Source organism: Arthrobacter sp. zg-Y238, assembly GCF_024385525.1.
Lineage (GTDB): Bacteria > Actinomycetota > Actinomycetes > Actinomycetales > Micrococcaceae > Arthrobacter_B > Arthrobacter_B jinronghuae.
In genome coordinates, this window is record NZ_JANFLU010000010.1 from 470,877 (window position 1) to 488,194 (window position 17,318).

General features: G+C 66.1%; 15 protein-coding genes. 9 read left to right on the forward strand and 6 right to left on the reverse strand.

Annotated features, from left to right (window positions below):
• Positions 1-9 precede the first annotated feature (9 nt).
• The 5 genes from NNX38_RS11205 (at position 10) to NNX38_RS11225 (ending at position 4,637) form a co-directional block, all read left to right on the forward strand.
• Complete coding sequence (locus tag NNX38_RS11205) at positions 10-699, forward strand: urease accessory protein UreF (protein ID WP_255798057.1); 690 nt, start codon at positions 10-12, stop codon at positions 697-699.
• An 80-nt stretch (positions 700-779) separates the two neighbouring features.
• Positions 780-1,415 carry an urease accessory protein UreG gene (gene ureG / locus NNX38_RS11210; RefSeq protein ID WP_255798058.1) on the forward strand — a complete coding sequence of 212 codons (636 nt, stop codon included), beginning with the start codon at positions 780-782 and terminating at the stop codon, positions 1,413-1,415.
• A gap of 77 nt (positions 1,416-1,492) precedes the next feature.
• Positions 1,493-2,509: an urease accessory protein UreD gene (locus tag NNX38_RS11215; protein WP_255798059.1), complete on the forward strand. Its 1,017-nt coding sequence runs from the start codon at positions 1,493-1,495 to the stop codon at positions 2,507-2,509.
• A gap of 26 nt (positions 2,510-2,535) precedes the next feature.
• Positions 2,536-3,711 carry a HoxN/HupN/NixA family nickel/cobalt transporter gene (locus NNX38_RS11220; RefSeq protein WP_255798060.1) on the forward strand — a complete coding sequence of 392 codons (1,176 nt, stop codon included), beginning with the start codon at positions 2,536-2,538 and terminating at the stop codon, positions 3,709-3,711.
• Positions 3,708-4,637, forward strand: a complete 930-nt coding sequence (locus NNX38_RS11225; RefSeq protein WP_255798061.1) for an urea transporter — start codon at positions 3,708-3,710, stop codon at positions 4,635-4,637. Before NNX38_RS11220 ends, NNX38_RS11225 begins: the two co-directional genes overlap by 4 nt.
• A gap of 24 nt (positions 4,638-4,661) precedes the next feature.
• Here the strand turns inward: NNX38_RS11225 and crcB are convergent, their stop codons facing one another.
• From crcB to NNX38_RS11245, 4 genes are all read right to left on the reverse strand, one after another.
• The gene (gene crcB, locus NNX38_RS11230) at positions 4,662-5,039 is read right to left on the reverse strand and encodes a fluoride efflux transporter CrcB (protein WP_255798062.1); all 378 of its coding nucleotides are present in this window, start codon (positions 5,037-5,039) and stop codon (positions 4,662-4,664) included.
• On the reverse strand, positions 5,036-5,479 hold the full coding sequence (locus NNX38_RS11235; protein WP_255798063.1) for a CrcB family protein: 444 nt from the start codon (positions 5,477-5,479) through the stop codon (positions 5,036-5,038). Before NNX38_RS11235 ends, crcB begins: the two co-directional genes overlap by 4 nt.
• 323 nt (positions 5,480-5,802) lie before the next feature.
• Complete coding sequence (locus NNX38_RS11240; RefSeq protein WP_255798064.1) at positions 5,803-9,372, reverse strand: S41 family peptidase; 3,570 nt, start codon at positions 9,370-9,372, stop codon at positions 5,803-5,805.
• Between the two features lie 51 nt (positions 9,373-9,423).
• On the reverse strand, positions 9,424-11,274 hold the full coding sequence (locus NNX38_RS11245) for a serine/threonine protein kinase (RefSeq protein ID WP_255798065.1): 1,851 nt from the start codon (positions 11,272-11,274) through the stop codon (positions 9,424-9,426).
• 146 nt (positions 11,275-11,420) lie between these two features.
• Here NNX38_RS11245 and lipB point away from each other — a divergent pair, with 146 nt between their 5' ends.
• The 3 genes from lipB to NNX38_RS11260 all read left to right on the forward strand — a co-directional run bounded on the left by lipB (position 11,421) and on the right by NNX38_RS11260 (position 14,010).
• The gene (lipB, locus tag NNX38_RS11250; RefSeq protein ID WP_255798066.1) at positions 11,421-12,149 is read left to right on the forward strand and encodes a lipoyl(octanoyl) transferase LipB; all 729 of its coding nucleotides are present in this window, start codon (positions 11,421-11,423) and stop codon (positions 12,147-12,149) included.
• Positions 12,146-13,150 carry a lipoyl synthase gene (gene lipA / locus NNX38_RS11255; protein ID WP_255798067.1) on the forward strand — a complete coding sequence of 335 codons (1,005 nt, stop codon included), beginning with the start codon at positions 12,146-12,148 and terminating at the stop codon, positions 13,148-13,150. The genes lipB and lipA overlap by 4 nt, the downstream gene beginning before the upstream one ends.
• Before the next feature lie 107 nt (positions 13,151-13,257).
• On the forward strand, positions 13,258-14,010 hold the full coding sequence (locus NNX38_RS11260) for a DUF4191 domain-containing protein (RefSeq protein WP_255798068.1): 753 nt from the start codon (positions 13,258-13,260) through the stop codon (positions 14,008-14,010).
• Positions 14,011-14,061: 51 nt separating this feature from the next.
• Here the strand turns inward: NNX38_RS11260 and NNX38_RS11265 are convergent, their stop codons facing one another.
• Both NNX38_RS11265 and NNX38_RS11270 read right to left on the reverse strand, forming a co-directional pair.
• A complete protein-coding gene (locus NNX38_RS11265) occupies positions 14,062-15,123 on the reverse strand; it encodes an NAD-dependent epimerase/dehydratase family protein (protein ID WP_255798069.1) in 1,062 nt (353 codons plus the stop codon).
• 37 nt (positions 15,124-15,160) lie between these two features.
• Positions 15,161-15,601, reverse strand: a complete 441-nt coding sequence (locus tag NNX38_RS11270) for an RDD family protein (protein WP_255792701.1) — start codon at positions 15,599-15,601, stop codon at positions 15,161-15,163.
• Positions 15,602-15,848: 247 nt separating this feature from the next.
• Between NNX38_RS11270 and glnA the strand changes: the two genes are divergently transcribed.
• Positions 15,849-17,273, forward strand: a complete 1,425-nt coding sequence (glnA, locus tag NNX38_RS11275; protein WP_255798070.1) for a type I glutamate--ammonia ligase — start codon at positions 15,849-15,851, stop codon at positions 17,271-17,273.
• The last annotated feature ends 45 nt before the right edge of the window (positions 17,274-17,318 follow it).

Here is a 17,318-nt window from a genome sequence, read left to right on the forward strand (position 1 = left end):
GGACACGGCATGTCGGATGTACGCCAGTTGCTGACCAGCCTGCAGTTCGCTGACTCGGCGTTTCCCAGCGGCTTCTACACGATGTCGCACGGGCTCGAGGGTTACAGGCAGGCGCGGCTCGTGTCTGCTGACGGAGTGCAGCAGCTGCTGGCCGATCTGCTGCTGCACTCCGTCGGCCCCGGGGACGCAACGGCACTTGCTGCAGCGCACCGCGCCGCGGCAGACGGCGACATCGAACTTGTGCAGGAGGTCGACCAGCGGCTGTTCGCCTCGAAACTGAATGCCGAAATGCGCACCGCCTCCGTACGCAGCGGCCACCAGCTGATTGATCTGGGGGCCGAATTGATTGACCAGGGACTCCTCGCCGAGTATGGCGAGCGGGTACGGCTGCGTAGCACGCCCGGTTGCCAACCGGTCGCGGCGGCGGTGGTGTACGCAGCCAACGGAGTCGCGACCCGGCAGGCCGTGGCATCGGACCTGTTCGCCTTCTCGGCGAGCTTCGTCGGGGCAGCCCTTCGCCTGCGGCTGACCGACCACCGGCAGGCGCAGGCCATCCTGCTTCAGACATCCCCTGTCATAGAGCAGGTGACGGAGGCCGCCCTGGAGCGCAATCTCACCGATCTTGGCGGCTTTGCGCCCATGGCGGACGTTATGTCAGCACAGCATGAGAGGGCCGAGGCACGCTTGTTCGCCAGTTAGGACGGCAGCCCGGACCCGAACGGAACGGCGCCGATGAGCGCCCACATGAAAACAGCAGATCCACCGGAAACGAGGACTTCATGAGTGAGAACGTGTTGAGGATCGGCATCGGCGGGCCCGTGGGCAGCGGCAAGACGGCGCTGACGGAAGCGCTGGTGCCGCTGTTGATCGAGGCGGGGCGCACCCCCGGCGTCATCACCAATGACATCTATACCCAGGAGGATGCCCACCACGTGCGCAGGGAGCTGGCCGGCATCCTCGACCCCGAGCGGGTGATGGGCGTCGAGACCGGCTCCTGTCCGCATACGGCCGTGCGCGACGATCCAACCATGAACCTGGCCGTCGGTGCGGAGATGCTGGAACGGTTTCCCGACATCGACACGCTCATTTACGAGTCCGGCGGCGACAATTTAACGCTTACCTTCTCACCGGCGCTTGCCGATGTGTTCGTGTTCGTGCTCGACACCGCTGAAGGAGAGAAGATGCCGCGCAAGCGCGGTCCCGGCATCACCGACAGCGACATCCTGGTGATCAACAAGATCGACATCGCGCAGTATGTCCGCACCGACCTCAACGTGATGGAGTCCGACGCACACCGGGTACGCGAGGATCGGCCCGTGGTGCTGACCAATTCACTCACCGGGTTCGGGGTCGATGAACTCCACCAACAAATCATGTCGCAGTGGAACGGTGCCAGAACCGAGCTCATAGGATGACGCTCAGGGCTACGGATCCGCGAAGCGCACCGGCACCCGCCGGGAACACCGCGGCGGGTGCCGTCGGTCTCGCGGGCGTGAGCCCTCTCCCCCGTCCGCCGGTTTCCGGCGACGCCGGGCGGACGGCACCGGGCACGGGCGGCTACCGGCTGGATCCGGCGTTTTATGAGCCAGGCCGGGTGCCTGCCGAAGTTCGGCGGCACACCGAGGAAGAGTGGAGGAATCTCCCCGTCGGCAGCCCGGGCAAAGTCGGCATTCTGCAGCTTGGGTTCGCCTGCAACCGGGGCCGTACCGAGCTGGTGCAGCACTACCAGAAGTCGCCGTTGCAGATCATGCATCCGCTCTATTTCAACCAGCTGCGCCCCGACATGGCTTACACCTACCTGATGTCCTCAGGCGGCGGCATTCTGCAGGGAGACCGGCTGCGCACCGATTTGAGCTTCGGCCCCGGTACTTCGGCGCACATCACCACTCAGACCCAGACCAGGGTCTACCGCATGGACCACGACTACGCCTCCGCGCTGATGAACATCACGGTAGAAGAAGGCGGGTATGTGGAGTACCTGCCCGAGCCAGTGGTGCCCTTCGCTGCTTCGCGCTATTACCAGCAGACATCGGTGGTGATCGACGAGTCGGCAACCTTGCTGCTCGGCGACACCATGTACGCGGGCAGGCTCGCCCGCGGGGAGCGGCACGCCTACGATGTGTACGCCTCCGACCTCGAGGTGCGGCGGCCGGACGGCAGGCTGGTTGCCCTCGACCGGGTTCGGCTCAGCCCAGGAGCGGGAGCCGACGGAGCAGTCTCCGGCGTCGGCGGGCTGGGCGTGCTTGCCAACCACGATGTGCTCGCCATGCTCTACGTCTTCACGCCCCTTGTTCCGGCGGCCCAGCTCGCCGATACCCTGCACCGGGCGCTCACCGAGAGCGGCGGTGACCTGATCTTCGGGGTGAGCACATTACCCGGCGATGCCGGTGTGTGGATGCGCCTGGTGGGCAACGACACCGTAGCTGTGGCGGCCGCAAACACTGCCGCTGCATCAGCGGTGCATGAATTGCTGACTGGGAAGCGGGCACCCGTAATCCGAAAGAGCTAGAGAGGGGTGTGACGGTGCATAACAACATGCAAGAGGAAGCCGCGACGCAGGGGCGCTCCTACCGGGCACAGGTGGTGCGTGCCTTCATCCCGGTCGTGCTCCTGCACATTGCGGGCTTCGGACTGTTCTTCTTCCTGGTCGAGCCGCTGCATCTGCAGCTGGGTTCCTCCGTCTTCGGGGTGGGCATTGCAGTGGTGGCGTATGTGCTCGGCGTGCGGCATGCCTTCGACGCCGACCACATCGCTGCAATCGACAACACCACCCGCAAACTCGTGGACCTGCGCAGGCCTGCCGCCGGCGTCGGGCTGTTCTTCTCCCTCGGTCACTCCACCATCGTCTTCCTCATGGCGGCGCTGCTGGCGCTCGGCGTGAGCTGGGCGGTGGGGCTCAGCGACGACGGCAATGCCGTCCGCAATGGGCTCGGTGTCTTCGGCACGGTCGTCTCCGGAGTCTTCCTGCTGCTCATCGGACTCATCAATACCGTGGCGTTCATCGGAATCCTCAAGGTCTGGCGGGCCTCGCGCAATGGCGACCTCGACGAACTGGAGCTGGAGCGGCACCTGCAGGGCCGAGGCCTCATCAGCCGCCTCATCCGGCCGATGCTTCGGACGATCGACCGCCCGGGGAAGATGTATGCCGTTGGCTTTTTGTTCGGACTCGGCTTCGACACCGCCAGCGAGATTGCCCTGCTGGTGCTGGCCGGAACCGGGGCAGCGACGGGGCTTCCCTGGTATGCCGTCCTCTGCCTGCCCCTGATCTTTGCCGCAGGCATGAGCCTGTTCGACACGCTCGATTCAGCCGTCATGGTGAAAGCCTATGGATGGGCGAGCGTCAACGCGGTTCGCAAGCTGTACTACAACCTCACCATTACCGGGCTCTCAGTCATGATTGCCGTCATGATCGGCGGCATTGAGCTGGTCGGGTTGCTGAATGAGAAGCTCGGGCTGCGGGACCCGCTCACCGGGTGGGTAGCTGCCATCGACCTTGAGAACGTGGGCTACATCGTCGTGGCCACGCTGATACTGGTCTGGTTGACCTCTACCGCGTACTGGAGGTTGGGTCATGTGGAGGAGCGATGGGCGCTGGCGAGCGGCGGGGCCGGCACCGGAGGCGGTACGAGGGCACCGGGCCGGCCGGAGGTGGGGCAGGAGCCCGGGAAGGGCGCGCCGCCTGACGATGCCCCGCGAACGGAGCACATATGAGCAGCGCCGGTACGGCATCACCGAACCCATCCATCTCCAGTGCGGGCTGGCTGAAGGGCTGGGGCCAGGGGCTGTCGCAGATCTTCTTCCAAAGCAATATTTACACGGCGCTGCTGATCCTGGCCGCCTTCGTTGTGGCCGACTGGCGCATGGCCGTGCTCGTACTGATTGGCTGCGCGGGAAACACGGTGGGAGGGCGCCTGCTCAAGGCCGATTCGTCCTCGGTGACATCAGGCCTGGAAGGTTTTTGCGGCGCCCTTGTTGGGGCTGCGACGTTCTCAACCATTGGGGGTCAGTGGGCGGCGTATCCCATCGCGCTCATCGGCGGCTTGCTCTGTGCCCCGGTGACGTGGCTGGTGGTTGCACTGTTCACCAAGACACCACTGAGGGTGTTCTCCCTGCCGTCCACGACGGCACCGTTCTGCATCGTCGCGACGGGAATACTGCTCAGCACGGAGGCACTGCACGTGACCTCGGCGCCGTCGGCCACCATCGATTCCGAATCGCTCGCCTTTGCACGCTCCCTGCTGACGAATGTCTCTGAAGTGGTACTGATCAACAACGTCGGGTCGGGGGCACTCATTCTGCTTGGCCTGTTCGTCGCGAGCTGGAAAGTAGGGCTGGCCGGGTTGCTGGGCAGTGTGGTGGGCAGCTTGTGCGCCCTGGCAATGGGAGAGGCCCTCACCGAGACGGCCAACGGCCTGGCCGGCTACTCCGGTGTACTCACCACGATTGCCCTCGCCGTGGTCTTCCTCCGCAGCAGCACGCTCTCGTGGATTTTGGCCGTAATCGGAACGGTGGTCACTGCGGTGGTGACAGTGATCATGCACGATCTTTCAGCTCCCACCTACACCTGGCCGTACATCCTCACCACATGGGTTTTCCTGGTGATTGCCAACTACATTCCCGCGGCCAAGCGCACATAAGCGCCCTTTGTGCTTCGCTTCTTTTTACACCGAGGCACTTACCCAGAGGCCGATCACGGCGGCCGCCACTGAGAGCACCAGCATGACGATACCGCTGATGAAGGATGCACCGTAACGGCCCTCCTTGATCAACTGCACGGTCTCGTAGCTCGCGGTGCTGAAGGTGGTGTAGCCGCCGAGGAAGCCGGTCCCGATCACGATACTGAGGTCGGTCGACACAAAGTGCTCGATGGTGAGGCCGGTGAGCAGGCCGAGCACGAGGGAGCCGGAGACGTTGATGATCGTCGTCGCCCACTGGAAATCTGTCTTCAAATGGTCTCGGATCAGCCCGTCCACGATGAACCGCGCCACGGCGCCGAACCCACCGGCCAGCGCCAGCAGCAGGAAAATTCCGGGAGTCATGAAGCATCCTCCTGCTTATGCTGCGGGTCCGAGCCGCGGGCGTGGAGACCGCTTGCGGCGGCGATGCCCGCCCAAGTGGCGCAGGCACCGACGATCACCGTGCCGAGGGCATAGATTATGGCGGTCCAGGGGAAACCGTCGCGGAAAAGCACGGCGGTGTCGGTGGCCAGCGAGCTGTAGGTCGTGAAGCCGCCGCAGAAGCCGGTCCCAAGCAGCAGCTTGAGGTTCTTCCCGGCCGGGCCCGACCTGTCCAGGCGAGTGACAGCCTCGTAGAGGTAGCCGAGCAGAAAGGCGCCGACCACGTTGATGATCGGGATCGCCACCGGCACTTCACCGAGGTTCGGTATGACCAGGGACAGGCCCTCGCGGCTGGCAGCACCGGCTCCGCCTCCGAGGGCGACAAGCCCGATGGGGCCCCAGCGCAGGTATTGTGGGCGCATTCCGGTACTCATTCCTTGCTTCGAGGATGGGCGGCATCGTCCTCGGCGCGGGCTGCTTGGCAGGTCACGTGCACGGGTTGCCCGGGGGCCACGCCTAAGAATGCGGCGTGATTTCGTGGGGAATCGGGGAACTCCCCATTTTTGGAAGATTACTCCGGCCATTTCCCGTCTTCAACGGCCGGCAGGCCTTGATCCGCTGTGCGGCGCCAATTGGGTATGTCCCCGGCCCCGGCGCTCCAGGGCCGGGCGCCGTCCGGGCCGGGCCCGGCCGCTGGGGCGGCGGTCCGGGCCGTCAACCGGATTTTCCGTAGCCTACGAGGCGACTAGTGCCGGTTATCCCGGCTCGCTGCGTCCGCTCCGGTACCTGCACTCACCGGTGCAGGCAAGGACGGGTCCGCCTCTTCCATATGCTCCTGCGGGCGCGGCGGCAACGGGGCGGGCTGCAGGACGGGGTAGCCCGTCATGGCCGGGGGCTCGTCCGTCGGCAGCTCGGAGAGCATTTCGCGCAGGATGCCGACACCGTGTTCCAGCTGCGGGTCGTCCCCGGATACATAGGCGTGCGGCGGGAAGGCAACCTCGATGTCCGGCTCCACTCCACGGTTTTCCACGCCCCAGCCGGCACCGCCCGTGAACCAGTAGGCGTGCCGCGGCTGGTTCACCGCGGTTCCGTCCACCAGGCTGAAGCGTCCGTCGATTCCGACGACCCCGCCCCAGGTGCGCGTGCCGACTACCGGGCCGATGCCCCGCAGCTTGGAGACCTGGGTGACGATGTCGCCGTCGGAACCGGCAAACTCGTCAGTGAGGATCACTACCGGCCCCCGCGGAGCATGTGACGGGTACGGTGTGGGCGTGCCCGCTCGGGGGTTGCTCCAGGCCGTGACCTTCCGCCCGATCAGCTCGGCAACCAGCTGGGACGTGTGCCCGCCGCGGTTCCGCCGGACGTCGACCACCAGGCCGCGCAGGGACGCTTCCTGGTCCAGGTCCCGGTGCAGCTGCGACCACCCGTTGGCCATCATGTCGGGGATATGCAGGTAGCCGAACTCACCGTTGGAGGCTTCCCGCACGATGCGGCGGTTGGCGCTGACCCAGTTCTGGTAACGCAGGCGTTCCTCGCTTCGCAGCGGAACGACGGCGATCCGCCGCTGCTCCGGTGCGCCGTCCTTGCCGGCGGACACAACAGTCAGTTCGACGGTGCGGCCGGCGGCACCGGCGAGCAGGACTGCCGGTCCCTCGTTCGCCGGAACCGGCTGCCCGTCCACTGCGGCAATAACATCACCGGGGTGAACGCCGGCTCCTGGAGCCGTCAAGGGAGACGTGGCCTCCGGATCCGAGGACTCGGCCCCGAGGATCCGGACCACTTCCCACCCGCCGGCCCCGGGGCGCAGATCGGCGCCGAGGAAACCCTGCCCCCCGGATCCCTGTTCAGTGACCGGCGCGGGAGTGACGTAGGCGTGGGAGGTGCCTAGTTCGCCATGCATTTCCCACAGCAGGTCCACCAGGTCGTCATGGCTGCCGAGGTTCTGCACCAGCGGGCGGTACCGGGCGTGGACGCCTTCCCAGTCCAGCCCGCCCATGTCCGGAGCCCAGAAGAAGTCCCGCTGCAGGCGCCACGCTTCATCGAATGCCTGACCCCACATCTTCACGGGATCGATCCGGACCCGGATGCGCTCCAGGTCAACGCGGACGTTGTCGGCCGAGTCCTCCTCCACCCGGGCGGCAGCGGGGACCATCCGGACGCTGCCCTCGTGGCGCAGCACTACCTTGGTGCCGTCGCCGCTGACTTCGAAATCGTCCAGCGCCGGAACCAGGACGGAGACGTCCTTCTTCGCCAGGTCAAAGCACTCCAGCCGGGAGGCCGGATCACGGTCCGCGGCCGAAGCCCGGCCGTCGCCGGTCACCCCGTAGATGTCGGAGGCCAGCCAGAGAAGTCCGCCCTCTGCCGGCCGGAGTTTTTCGTAGCGCCCCTGGGGTACCGGCACGGCGATCAGGCGGTCGCCGATCCGCTCGGCATCCACCTGCACCGGCGCCACCGTGTCCTGTGCCGCGTCTGATTCGGTTGCGGACTCCGCCGTGGCTTTGGAAGCAGCAATGGAAGTCCCCGACACCGACGGGCCGAACGGCGAAGGCGTCCCGGCTGCCAGTGCAACGAGGAACGGTTTCGTGGAGGACGGGAAGCTGAGGTCGAACCGGTGGGTGTCGTACACCGGGTCGAAGCTGCGCTCCGAAAGGAACGCCAGGTAACGGCCGTCAGTGGTGAACGAAGGATCATGGTCGGTAAACCGGCCGTCGGTTATATCGATCACGGGGGCTGCCGTATCCCGCACGGACCGCAGGCGGATCCGTGACCGTCCCTCGCCGCTGGAGGGTTCGGCCCAGGCGAGCCACTGCGAGTCCGGAGAGAAAGCCAGCTGGTCGACGGCACCGAAGCCGGTGGACGCAACGGGGAACAGCTCGGCCGTGGCGACGTCCAACACAAACACTTCACCGTATTCGGTGGAGACTCCCACGTGCTGTCCGTCCGGGCTGGGAACGAGCTGGCTGATGCGGGTGGGGCGGCCGAACCCTACGCGGACGACGCCGGCGGTAGCGTCGGCTGCGGCACCCTCCTGCGCACCTGCGCCGTGTACCGCGGCGTTGCCCGTTCCGGCGTCTCCGGCTCCGTCGCCGATCTCCTGGGCGGCCGGAACGGCAGCACCGGTCGCGGACACCGGGCTGGGCAGAACCAAACCGTCGCCCTCACCGGCACCGGCAGCAGGAATCCCCACCCCTTCCTTGGCAGCCGCACTCGCCGTATCCGCGGGAAGGTCGGCAAAAACATCCTTGATGTAGATCGCTTCTTCGCCGTTGCGGTCCGCCACGTACACGGCACGGGACCCGTCCAACGGCCTGCCCAGACGGGCGCGGACGGCCGAGTCTGCTTCGATCACGCGCGACGGCCCGTCCCGGTGGGTCAGCCAGTGCAGGGTTCCGTGGCTTTCCACCACGCTGGCGGTTCCCTTGGTATCCGGAACAACCGCTGACAAATGCTTTGCGACGTTAAGGGGACGCGGCCGGCGGGCAGTGCGCGCCGAGCCCAGGACGATGTCCAGCGGCTGCGCTTCGGCGTCCAGCGAAGACAGGAGCCAGATACGTCCCGCCGATTCGAACACGATCCGGCTGCCGTCGGAGGAGGCGTGACGAACATAGAAGCCTTCGAAGTCGGTGTGCCGGCGAAGATCGTTCCCCTGGGGCGTCACGGAATAGAGGTTGCCGTAGCCTTCATGGTCCGAAAGGAAGACCACCCGGCCGTCGATCCACATCGGGTCCGACAGGTTGCCGTCCAGTTCCGGCACAAGGCGAAGGAATTCTCCATTGCCGTCGGCATCGATCCAGAGCTTTCCCGCGGTCCCGCCGCGGTAGCGCTTCCACCATGCCTGCTCACGGGTGAGCATGCTCCCGATCACCATCGGGCGTTCATCGCCCACTGCGGGTCCTTCAGCAATGGTCTCCACCGGGCCGTACGGAAGCTTCACCGGCGCCGTGCCGTCGAGAGGAACCGTGAACGCCCAGCGCAGCCGGTTATCCTCCTGCTCCACAGAGCAGGTGGCAATGACGTGTCCGGCCGAGTTGAAGCCCTTGAGCCGCGTGCTTTGGCTGCCCCAGAAGGTCAGCTGCCGGAAGTTCCCGCCGTCGACGTCGGCCGTGACGATTTCCGGGGCACCGCCCTGGACCACCTGCCAGGCCAGCCGGCTCCCGTCCGGGGAGAACTTCGGGCTGCGGGCGGGCAGCTGCATCGCGGAAACCCGCCACGCGCGGCCGCCGCTGACCGGAGCCATCCAGACATCGTCTTCGGCGACAAAAGTGAGGAGGTCCCCGTGCAGATCGGGGTAACGGAGGTATGCAGTTGGACTCATGGAATGATCCTATCTTTCGCCACTGACTTGTCCGTGTAGCCAGCAGCCTCACTATGGAGCCAGGATCCGGCTGATCCGCCATTGTCCCTCGTTTCGCACCAGCACCAGCAGCACCTCCTGCTGCTCTGCTGGTGCGTAACGCAGCACCGCCCCGGCGCTGTCAACCTGCGTGTAGCCGGAAACCTGCATCCGAACCCGCAGTTCGGCCGTTGCCGTTTCCTGCGTCGTCGGAGCAGTCCGGCTGCCGTCCACCACGGATACCTCCATGGCCAGGCCGGACAGGGCCTGCCCTTCCGCAGCCAGCCGGGCGACCTGGTCCTGGTCCGCCTGCAGCGCTTCTGACCCCGGAGCATTCACATGGTGAAGCAGCGCGGGGTCTGCGCTGGTAAAGGACCTGCTCCGCAGTTCGGCGAGCGCGGGCAGGGCCTGCGCGGGGTCCTCGGCGGCGGTCTCTGCCAGGAGTGATTCCACGGTTTCTACGGTTTCCCGCGTGGCGGGCGGTGCTGGAGCTTCGGCCGTCGATGCGCCGGGCAAAGGTGCCGCCACCGGTGCGGAGGTGCTCGGGGCACCCCGGGAACCGCCGGGTGAACCTTCCCGGTCACCGGCACCTGCACCACGGGCACGCAGGAGATCAGGGGCGGCGAGCGCTATGCCGGCAAGCAGCAGGACCGCAACAACCACCACTGTGGCTGCCACGGGAAACACCCTGCTTCCAGCGGGGGAACTGCGGGATACGCGGCGGCGTCCTGCGTGCTGACGGTCCAGCCTGTCCCTTCCCCACCGGCTGATTCCCGCTGCACCCGGCACTCCGCCTCTTCCGTTCGCCTGCCTACGTCCGCGATCGTGCCTGCTTCCGTTCGCCTGCCTGCGGCCGCGATCGTGCCTGCGTCCAAGTGCCCTGCTGCGTCCCCGTTCCGGTTCCGGCCCGCCAGCTCTTCCGGACGGGCCACGCTTCCGCCACCGGCGTGTCCGTTTCTGAGTCGCGGACCCGGCGGAACCGGTCCGGCGCGTCAGCAGTTCGGGATGGACATCCGGATGGACAGCGGCCACCAGGTCCACGGGCAGCGCGGGAGCGCCCCGGTATGCCGCCGCCGCAAATTCCCCAGCCGTAGGCCGTTCGGCGGGATCCTCCGCCAATCCCGCCTCCAGCAGGGCCGGCAGCTCCCGGCCCACGTCCGGGACCAGAATCGACAGCGGGGGCCGGTCGCGGCTGGGCGGCGGAGTGCGTCCGGTCAGCAGAAACCAGCCCACCGCCGCCAACGCATACACATCCATTGCCGCACCCAGCCCGGGCCCTTCCCCGTCAGCGGCCTCCGGCGCAGCGAACCCGGGCGTCCCCGGCCGCTTCGCTCCGGGCTCCCCCAGCAGTCGCCCCGACCCAAAGTCCGCCAGCAGCGGCCTGCCCTCCGGGGTGAACAGGATATTTCCCGGTGATACGTCCCCGTGGGCCGCACCCCGCGAATGGAGATATCCCAGGGCTTCCGCTATCCCCACGAGGATGCTGACCGCTTCTCCGGGCTGGACCGGCCCCCGGGCGGCCACCAGACCCGCCGCGCTCCCGCCGGCCGCGTATCCGCTGAGGAGCCCCGCGCCGTGATTCGTCTCGACCACCGCGTGCATCCGCAGCAGATGCGGGTGCTCCAGGCGGGCAAGAATATTGACTTCCCGTCGGGCTTCGAAGGCGTTGAGTGCCCCTTCTGCCCCGGTTGCCGGGACTTTGAGCGCGAACGGAGCGCCGTCGTCGTCCCGCACAAGCCACACGGCAGCGCTGCCGCCCATTCCCAGCAATCGCTCTACGCGGAAACCCGGCACTTCGGGTGCAGCAGGCGCGGGAGGCAGTGGAATACCGCCACTGGCTGCGGAATCTCTCGTAGGGGGTTCCACCGGCTGGGTCGTGTCCATGAAAGCAAAGTCTTACCCTCCGCCCGGTCCGCGGAGCAGTTATCCACAGGGTAGCGGGACGGGTGCGGGACGCCGGGAAACTGCGCCGGCCGGGCACGCCTGAAGTGTGGTCCACATTACGTCTACGGAGGTCTAGGCTAGGGGCCATGGCTTTGGAGTTCACCCGCGTAGGCCTGTCTCCGCACTACGTGGAATATTCAGCAGGCTGGGACCTCCAGCAGCAGCTGCACCGGCAGGTTCTTGAGGGCAAGGCACCGAACACGGTGCTGCTGCTTGAACACACCCCTGTCTATACCGCCGGGCGGCGTACCGAGCCGCACGAGCGGCCTTTTGACGGAACTGAAGTGGTCAACGTGGACCGCGGCGGGAAGCTGACGTGGCACGGTCCGGGACAGCTGGTGGGATATCCGATCCTGAAGCTCTCCGATCCCGCGCGTGTGCTGGCCTATGTTGACGCCCTGGAAGCGGCTGTCATCAGCGTGCTGCAGGACTACGGAATCCCCGGGGTCCGCGTCGAAGGCCGTTCGGGGGTGTGGGTCCGCGGAGACGGGCGGCCCTTCGGACTTCCGGACCGGAAGATTGCAGCCGTCGGCATCCGCGTCCACCAAGGCGTCACCATGCATGGATTTTCGCTGAACTGCAGCAATGATCTGGCGCCGTACAGCCAGATCATTGCCTGCGGCATCAGCGACGCGGGAACCACGTCGATCAGCGCCGAGACGGGACAAGCAGTGTCCCCGGCCGACGTCGTCGCCCGCGTGGAAGACGAACTTGCCGCCCGTGAGGCGGACCTGACCGGCACCACCCCCTCGAAGAACTCCCCCGGCATCGGCGCCGTCCCTGCCGGCAGCCGGCCGAAAGGAGCCCTGCTGTGACCCTCGCCCCTGAAGGACGGCGCCTGCTGCGCATTGAACAGCGCAACGCCGCCGTCCCCGTGGAACGGAAGCCCGAATGGATCAAGGCCAAGGTAAACATGGGCCCTGAATACGTGGAGCTGAAGAAGCAGGTCAAGAAGGAAGGCCTGCACACCGTCTGCGAGGAAGCAGGCTGCCCCAATATTTTCGAATGCTGGGAGGACCGTGAAGCAACGTTCCTCATCGGCGGCTCCGAATGCACCAGGCGCTGCGACTTCTGCCAGATCGACACCGGCAAGCCCTCGCCGCTGGACCTGATGGAACCCACCAAAGTCGCCCGCTCGGTCCAGCAGATGAACCTGCGCTACGCCACGGTCACCGGTGTGGCCCGCGACGACCTCGAGGACGAGGGTGTCTGGCTCTACGCCGAAACGATCCGCAAAATCCACGAACTGAACCCAGGCACCGGCGTCGAGATCCTGATTCCGGACTTCTCCGGGAAAGTGGAGCACATCATCGACATCTGCGAAGCCCGGCCCGAGGTCTTCGCCCACAACGTGGAAACGGTTCCCCGCCTGTTCAAGCGGATCCGGCCTGCCTTCCGGTACGAGCGCTCCCTGGACGTCATCACGCAGGGCCAGAACATGGGGATGGTCACCAAGTCCAACCTGATCCTGGGCATGGGTGAGACGCGTGAGGAGATTTCCGGAACTCTGAAGGACCTGCGGGACTCCGGGTGCGACCTGATCACCATCACCCAGTACCTGCGCCCCAGCGAACGCCATCTGCCCGTGGACCGCTGGGTCAAGCCGCAGGAATTCGTCGATATCAGCACCGAGGCAGAAGAACTGGGTTTCCTCGGCGTGATGAGCGGTCCCCTGGTTCGCTCCTCCTACCGTGCCGGAAGGCTCTGGGCTACGGCCATGCGCCGCAAGGGACGCGAACTGCCTCCGCAGCTGGCCCACATCGAGGATTCCGGGAGCACGCTCCAGGAAGCCTCCTCCATCCTCGCCCGCAGGTGACGGCGGCCCGGTCCCCCGGGCACTGCGCCAACCCCTGTGTACCGAATTCCGCCTAACCGCACAACGTTCCTAACCGCACGCCTCACATCACGTAGAATGAACTCATTATGGCCAAAAGCACCGATTCAGACGCATCCCAGAGCGCCCGCAAAGGCGTCTTTTCCCGCAAGGCGAAGGGGGAAAAGAAGCCCAAGAAGGAAGGGCGCATGAAGCAGATTGCCCAGGTCTTCAAGATGACCCGGCGCAATGACCCCAACGTCGTATGGCTGATGCTCGGCGCGTTCCTCGGCATCATCGCCGTGGGCCTGCTGATCGGCTTCCTGATCGACAACTGGATCACGATGCTCATCATCGCCATCCCGCTCGGCCTGCTCGCGGCAGTATTCATCCTGTCCCGCCGTGCCGAGCGGGCGGCATTCACACAGATTGAAGGCCAGCCGGGAGCCTCCGGCGCCGCCCTGAGCGTGCTGCGCCGCGGCTGGATCCTGGAAGAACAGCCCGTCGCCGTGAACCCCCGCACCCAGGAAGCCGTGTTCCGGGCCATCGGCCGTCCCGGCATCGTCCTGGTCACCGAAGGTTCGCCCGCCCGCGCCAAGGCACTTGCCGACGGCGAACGGCGCCGGATGAACCGGATCGTCCCCAAGGTTCCGATCACGGTCATCCACACCGGCCGCGGCGAAGGCCAGGTTCCGCTGTCCAAGGTGGCGACCACGGCCAAGAAGCTCCCCAAGGCACTGACCAAGCAGGAAGTCGCCACCGTCAACAAGCGGCTCTCGGCGCTTGGCACCCGGCTGCCGATCCCCAAGGGCATCGACCCGTACCGCGCCCGTCCGGACCGCAAGGCAACCCGCGGACGCTAGCCGATTCTCCACCAAAAGGGCCCCTTTACTGGGGGCCCTTTTGTTTTGCCCTTAGGTCCCATCCGGCAGCAGGGAATCCGCGTCCGCCAGCCGGACCAGCAGGTCGTGTTCTTCCGCCAGGGTGAGTCCAGCTCCCCGCGGACGTCCGACGCCGGCGGCTTCCTCCCAGGCGAGGGTGTCCTTGAGCGTCTGCAGCAGCGGTCGAAGCCGGAGTCCGGCGGAATGCGCGCGTGCATTCGACCGGGCGTTCATGCCGTGCCAGTCCGGATCTTCCAGCCAGAGCGGCAGCGACCGGGGACCGGACCACTCGTTCACGCCCTGTTCGCGGAGCCATTGCGGCGGGGCCGGTACGGTAATCGGTGGAAGGGCGGAATCCGCCACCCATGACTCCCGCGCATCTGGCTCCCTGACCCCTGCTGCCGACGCTGCCTCGGCCAGGTGCCCTGAGAACGGCAGCGTCTCCCCCACCGCGTTGAACACTCCGGCGGTCCGCTGCTCAGCCACGAGCACGAGCCACTGTGCCAGGTCCCGGACGTCGATGAGCTGCGTCGGCTGGTTCGGCACGTCCGGCACGAGGACTGAGCCGCCCTGGGCGAAGCGCACCGGCCAGTATCCGCTGCGGCCCGAGGTATCCCCCGGGCCGCCTATGAGCCCTGCACGGACTATGGCATGGGAGCCGTCGCCGAAGCCGTCAGTGACCGCCTGCTCGCAGGCGACCTTGGCGGGACCATAGCTTTCCATGCTCTCCATGACGTCTGCCGCCAGGGGTGCCAGCAGCGGGGCATCCTCGTCCTGGCCGAATTCCCGCTGGCTGGCATAGACGTTGCCGGTGGAGACAAACACATAGAAGCCCGCGGCGGCCCTCAGGTCGCGGACGGAGCGGCGCACCTGTCCGGGCTGGCGGGAGACGTCGATGACAGCGTCCCAGTGCTCCTGTGCGGCTGCTGCGAGGCCGTCGTCGGCGTCGCGGTCCACCCTGAGGAAATCCGCTCCGGCCGGCGGTTCGCCGGAGCTGCCGCGGGCGGCGCAGGTGACGTCGTGACCTTCAGCCAGTGCAGCGACGGCGGTGTGGTGACCCAGCCAGGCGGTTCCGCCCAGAATCAGTAGTTTCATACCCGGAATCTGCCAGATTCTGTGGTCCGGTGGAAGCCTAGTGCTTCACCTTCACCAGGACCGTGCCCATGGCGCGGTCATGCAGGCCGCGCTGGTCGGCGTCGAACACCACCGCCGGGATCACCAGGCACAGCAGCAGCGTGCGGACAATCGCAGCCGGAATGTTGGCCGGACGGCCGTCCATTTTCTGCACCTGCAGGCTGAAGACGCGGTGACCGATGCTGTAGCCGAGGAGGCTGACGAGGAGGATCTGCTCTACGGCAAAGATCGCCAGGATGGCAAAGTCATCTCCGCCGAAGAGCCAGTAGGCAATGAGCGAGGCGATGGCCCAGTCGATGACCAAGGCACCCAGCCGGGGACCGACGCGCGCAATGGATCCCGGTCCGGTACGCGGGCGGCCGAGGCGTTTGCCCGGCCACGTACTCTCATCGGAGGGAGGGCCTTCCAGCCAGGAACCTATATCGCTTCTATCGACCACGGTTAAAGACTACCCGGGTGGCAACGGCGGAAAGGCACCCTCCATTATCACTGTCCCCCGTGGTTGCGGATAGGGTGGAAGGGAGACCATCGACTGCGTAACGTACCGGAAACACATGCGTCACCGCCGGGAAACCATGCCCCTTTAGGGTCAAGGTGACGCGCGGGACGTTCAAAGGGCCCGGCGCCAGCCAGGTCTTGCAGCCCGAGGTCTTCCACCCAAACAGTTGTATAGGAGCACATAAACGATGTTCAAGAACGCGGACGAAGTCCTCAGGTTCATCGCTGACGAGCAAGTGAAGTTCGTCGACATCCGATTCACCGACGTTCCCGGAGTGCAGCAGCACTTCAACGTGCCGGCCAAAACCGTAGATGCCGATTTCTTCGTCAACGGTCAGCTGTTCGACGGCTCATCCATCCGCGGCTTCCAGGGCATTGCAGAGTCCGACATGCAGCTCATCCCGGATGTGACGACGGCGTTTGTCGATCCCTTCCGCATCGAGAAGACCCTCGCGCTGAACTTCTCGATTGTGAACCCGCGTACCGGCGAGCCGTACCACCGCGACCCGCGCGGCGTTGCCGAGCGTGCCGAGGCTTACCTGGCCTCCACGGGCATCGCCGATACGGCCTTCTTCGGTTCCGAGGCCGAGTTCTACATCTTCGACAACGTGCAGTACGAGTCCTCCCCCAAGGGCAGCTTCTATAAGGTGGACTCCATCGAGGCGCCCTGGAACAGCGGCCGCGAGGAAGACGGCGGCAACCTGGGCAACAAGACGCCGTACAAGGGCGGCTACTTCCCCGTGGCACCCGTGGACAAGCAGGCCGACCTGCGCGACGCCATCAGCGTGGAGCTGGACAACGTAGGCCTCGAAGTCGAACGCGCCCACCACGAGGTCGGCGGTGCCGGCCAGGCTGAAATCAACTACAAGTTCACCACCCTGACCCACGCGGCTGACGACCTGCAGAAGTTCAAGTACATCGTCAAGAACGTGGCCGATGCCTGGGGCAAGTCCGCCACCTTCATGCCGAAGCCGATTTTCGGTGACAACGGTTCGGGCATGCACTGCCACCAGTCGCTGTGGAACGGCGGCGTGCCGCTGTTCTACGACGAGAAGGGCTACGCCGGTCTGTCCGATCTGGCCCGCTGGTACATCGGCGGCCTGCTCAAGCACGCTTCGGCCGTGCTTGCCTTCACCAACCCGACGGTCAACTCCTACCGCCGTCTGGTCAAGGGCTTCGAAGCTCCCGTGAACATGGTCTACTCGCAGGGCAACCGCTCCGCCGCTATCCGCATCCCGATCACCGGTTCCAACCCGAAGGCCAAGCGCCTCGAGTTCCGCGCTCCGGACCCCTCCTCCAACCCCTACCTGGCGTTCTCCGCGCAGCTGATGGCGGGCCTGGACGGCATCAAGAACCGCATCGAGCCGGCTGACCCGATCGACAAGGACCTCTACGAACTGCCGCCCGAAGAGGCCAAGCACATCCAGAAGGCCCCGGCGTCGCTCGAAGAGGCACTGGTTGCCCTGGAGAACGACAATGAGTTCCTTCAGGCCGGCGGCGTGTTCACCCAGGACATGATCGACAGCTGGATCTCGTACAAGCGTGAATTCGAAATCCTGCCGCTGGCACTGCGCCCGAACCCGTTCGAGTTCGAGCTGTACTACGGCGTCTAATCCGGCTCTGCGGTTGGGCCGCGGCTTGCCCGCAGCCGGCCAGCA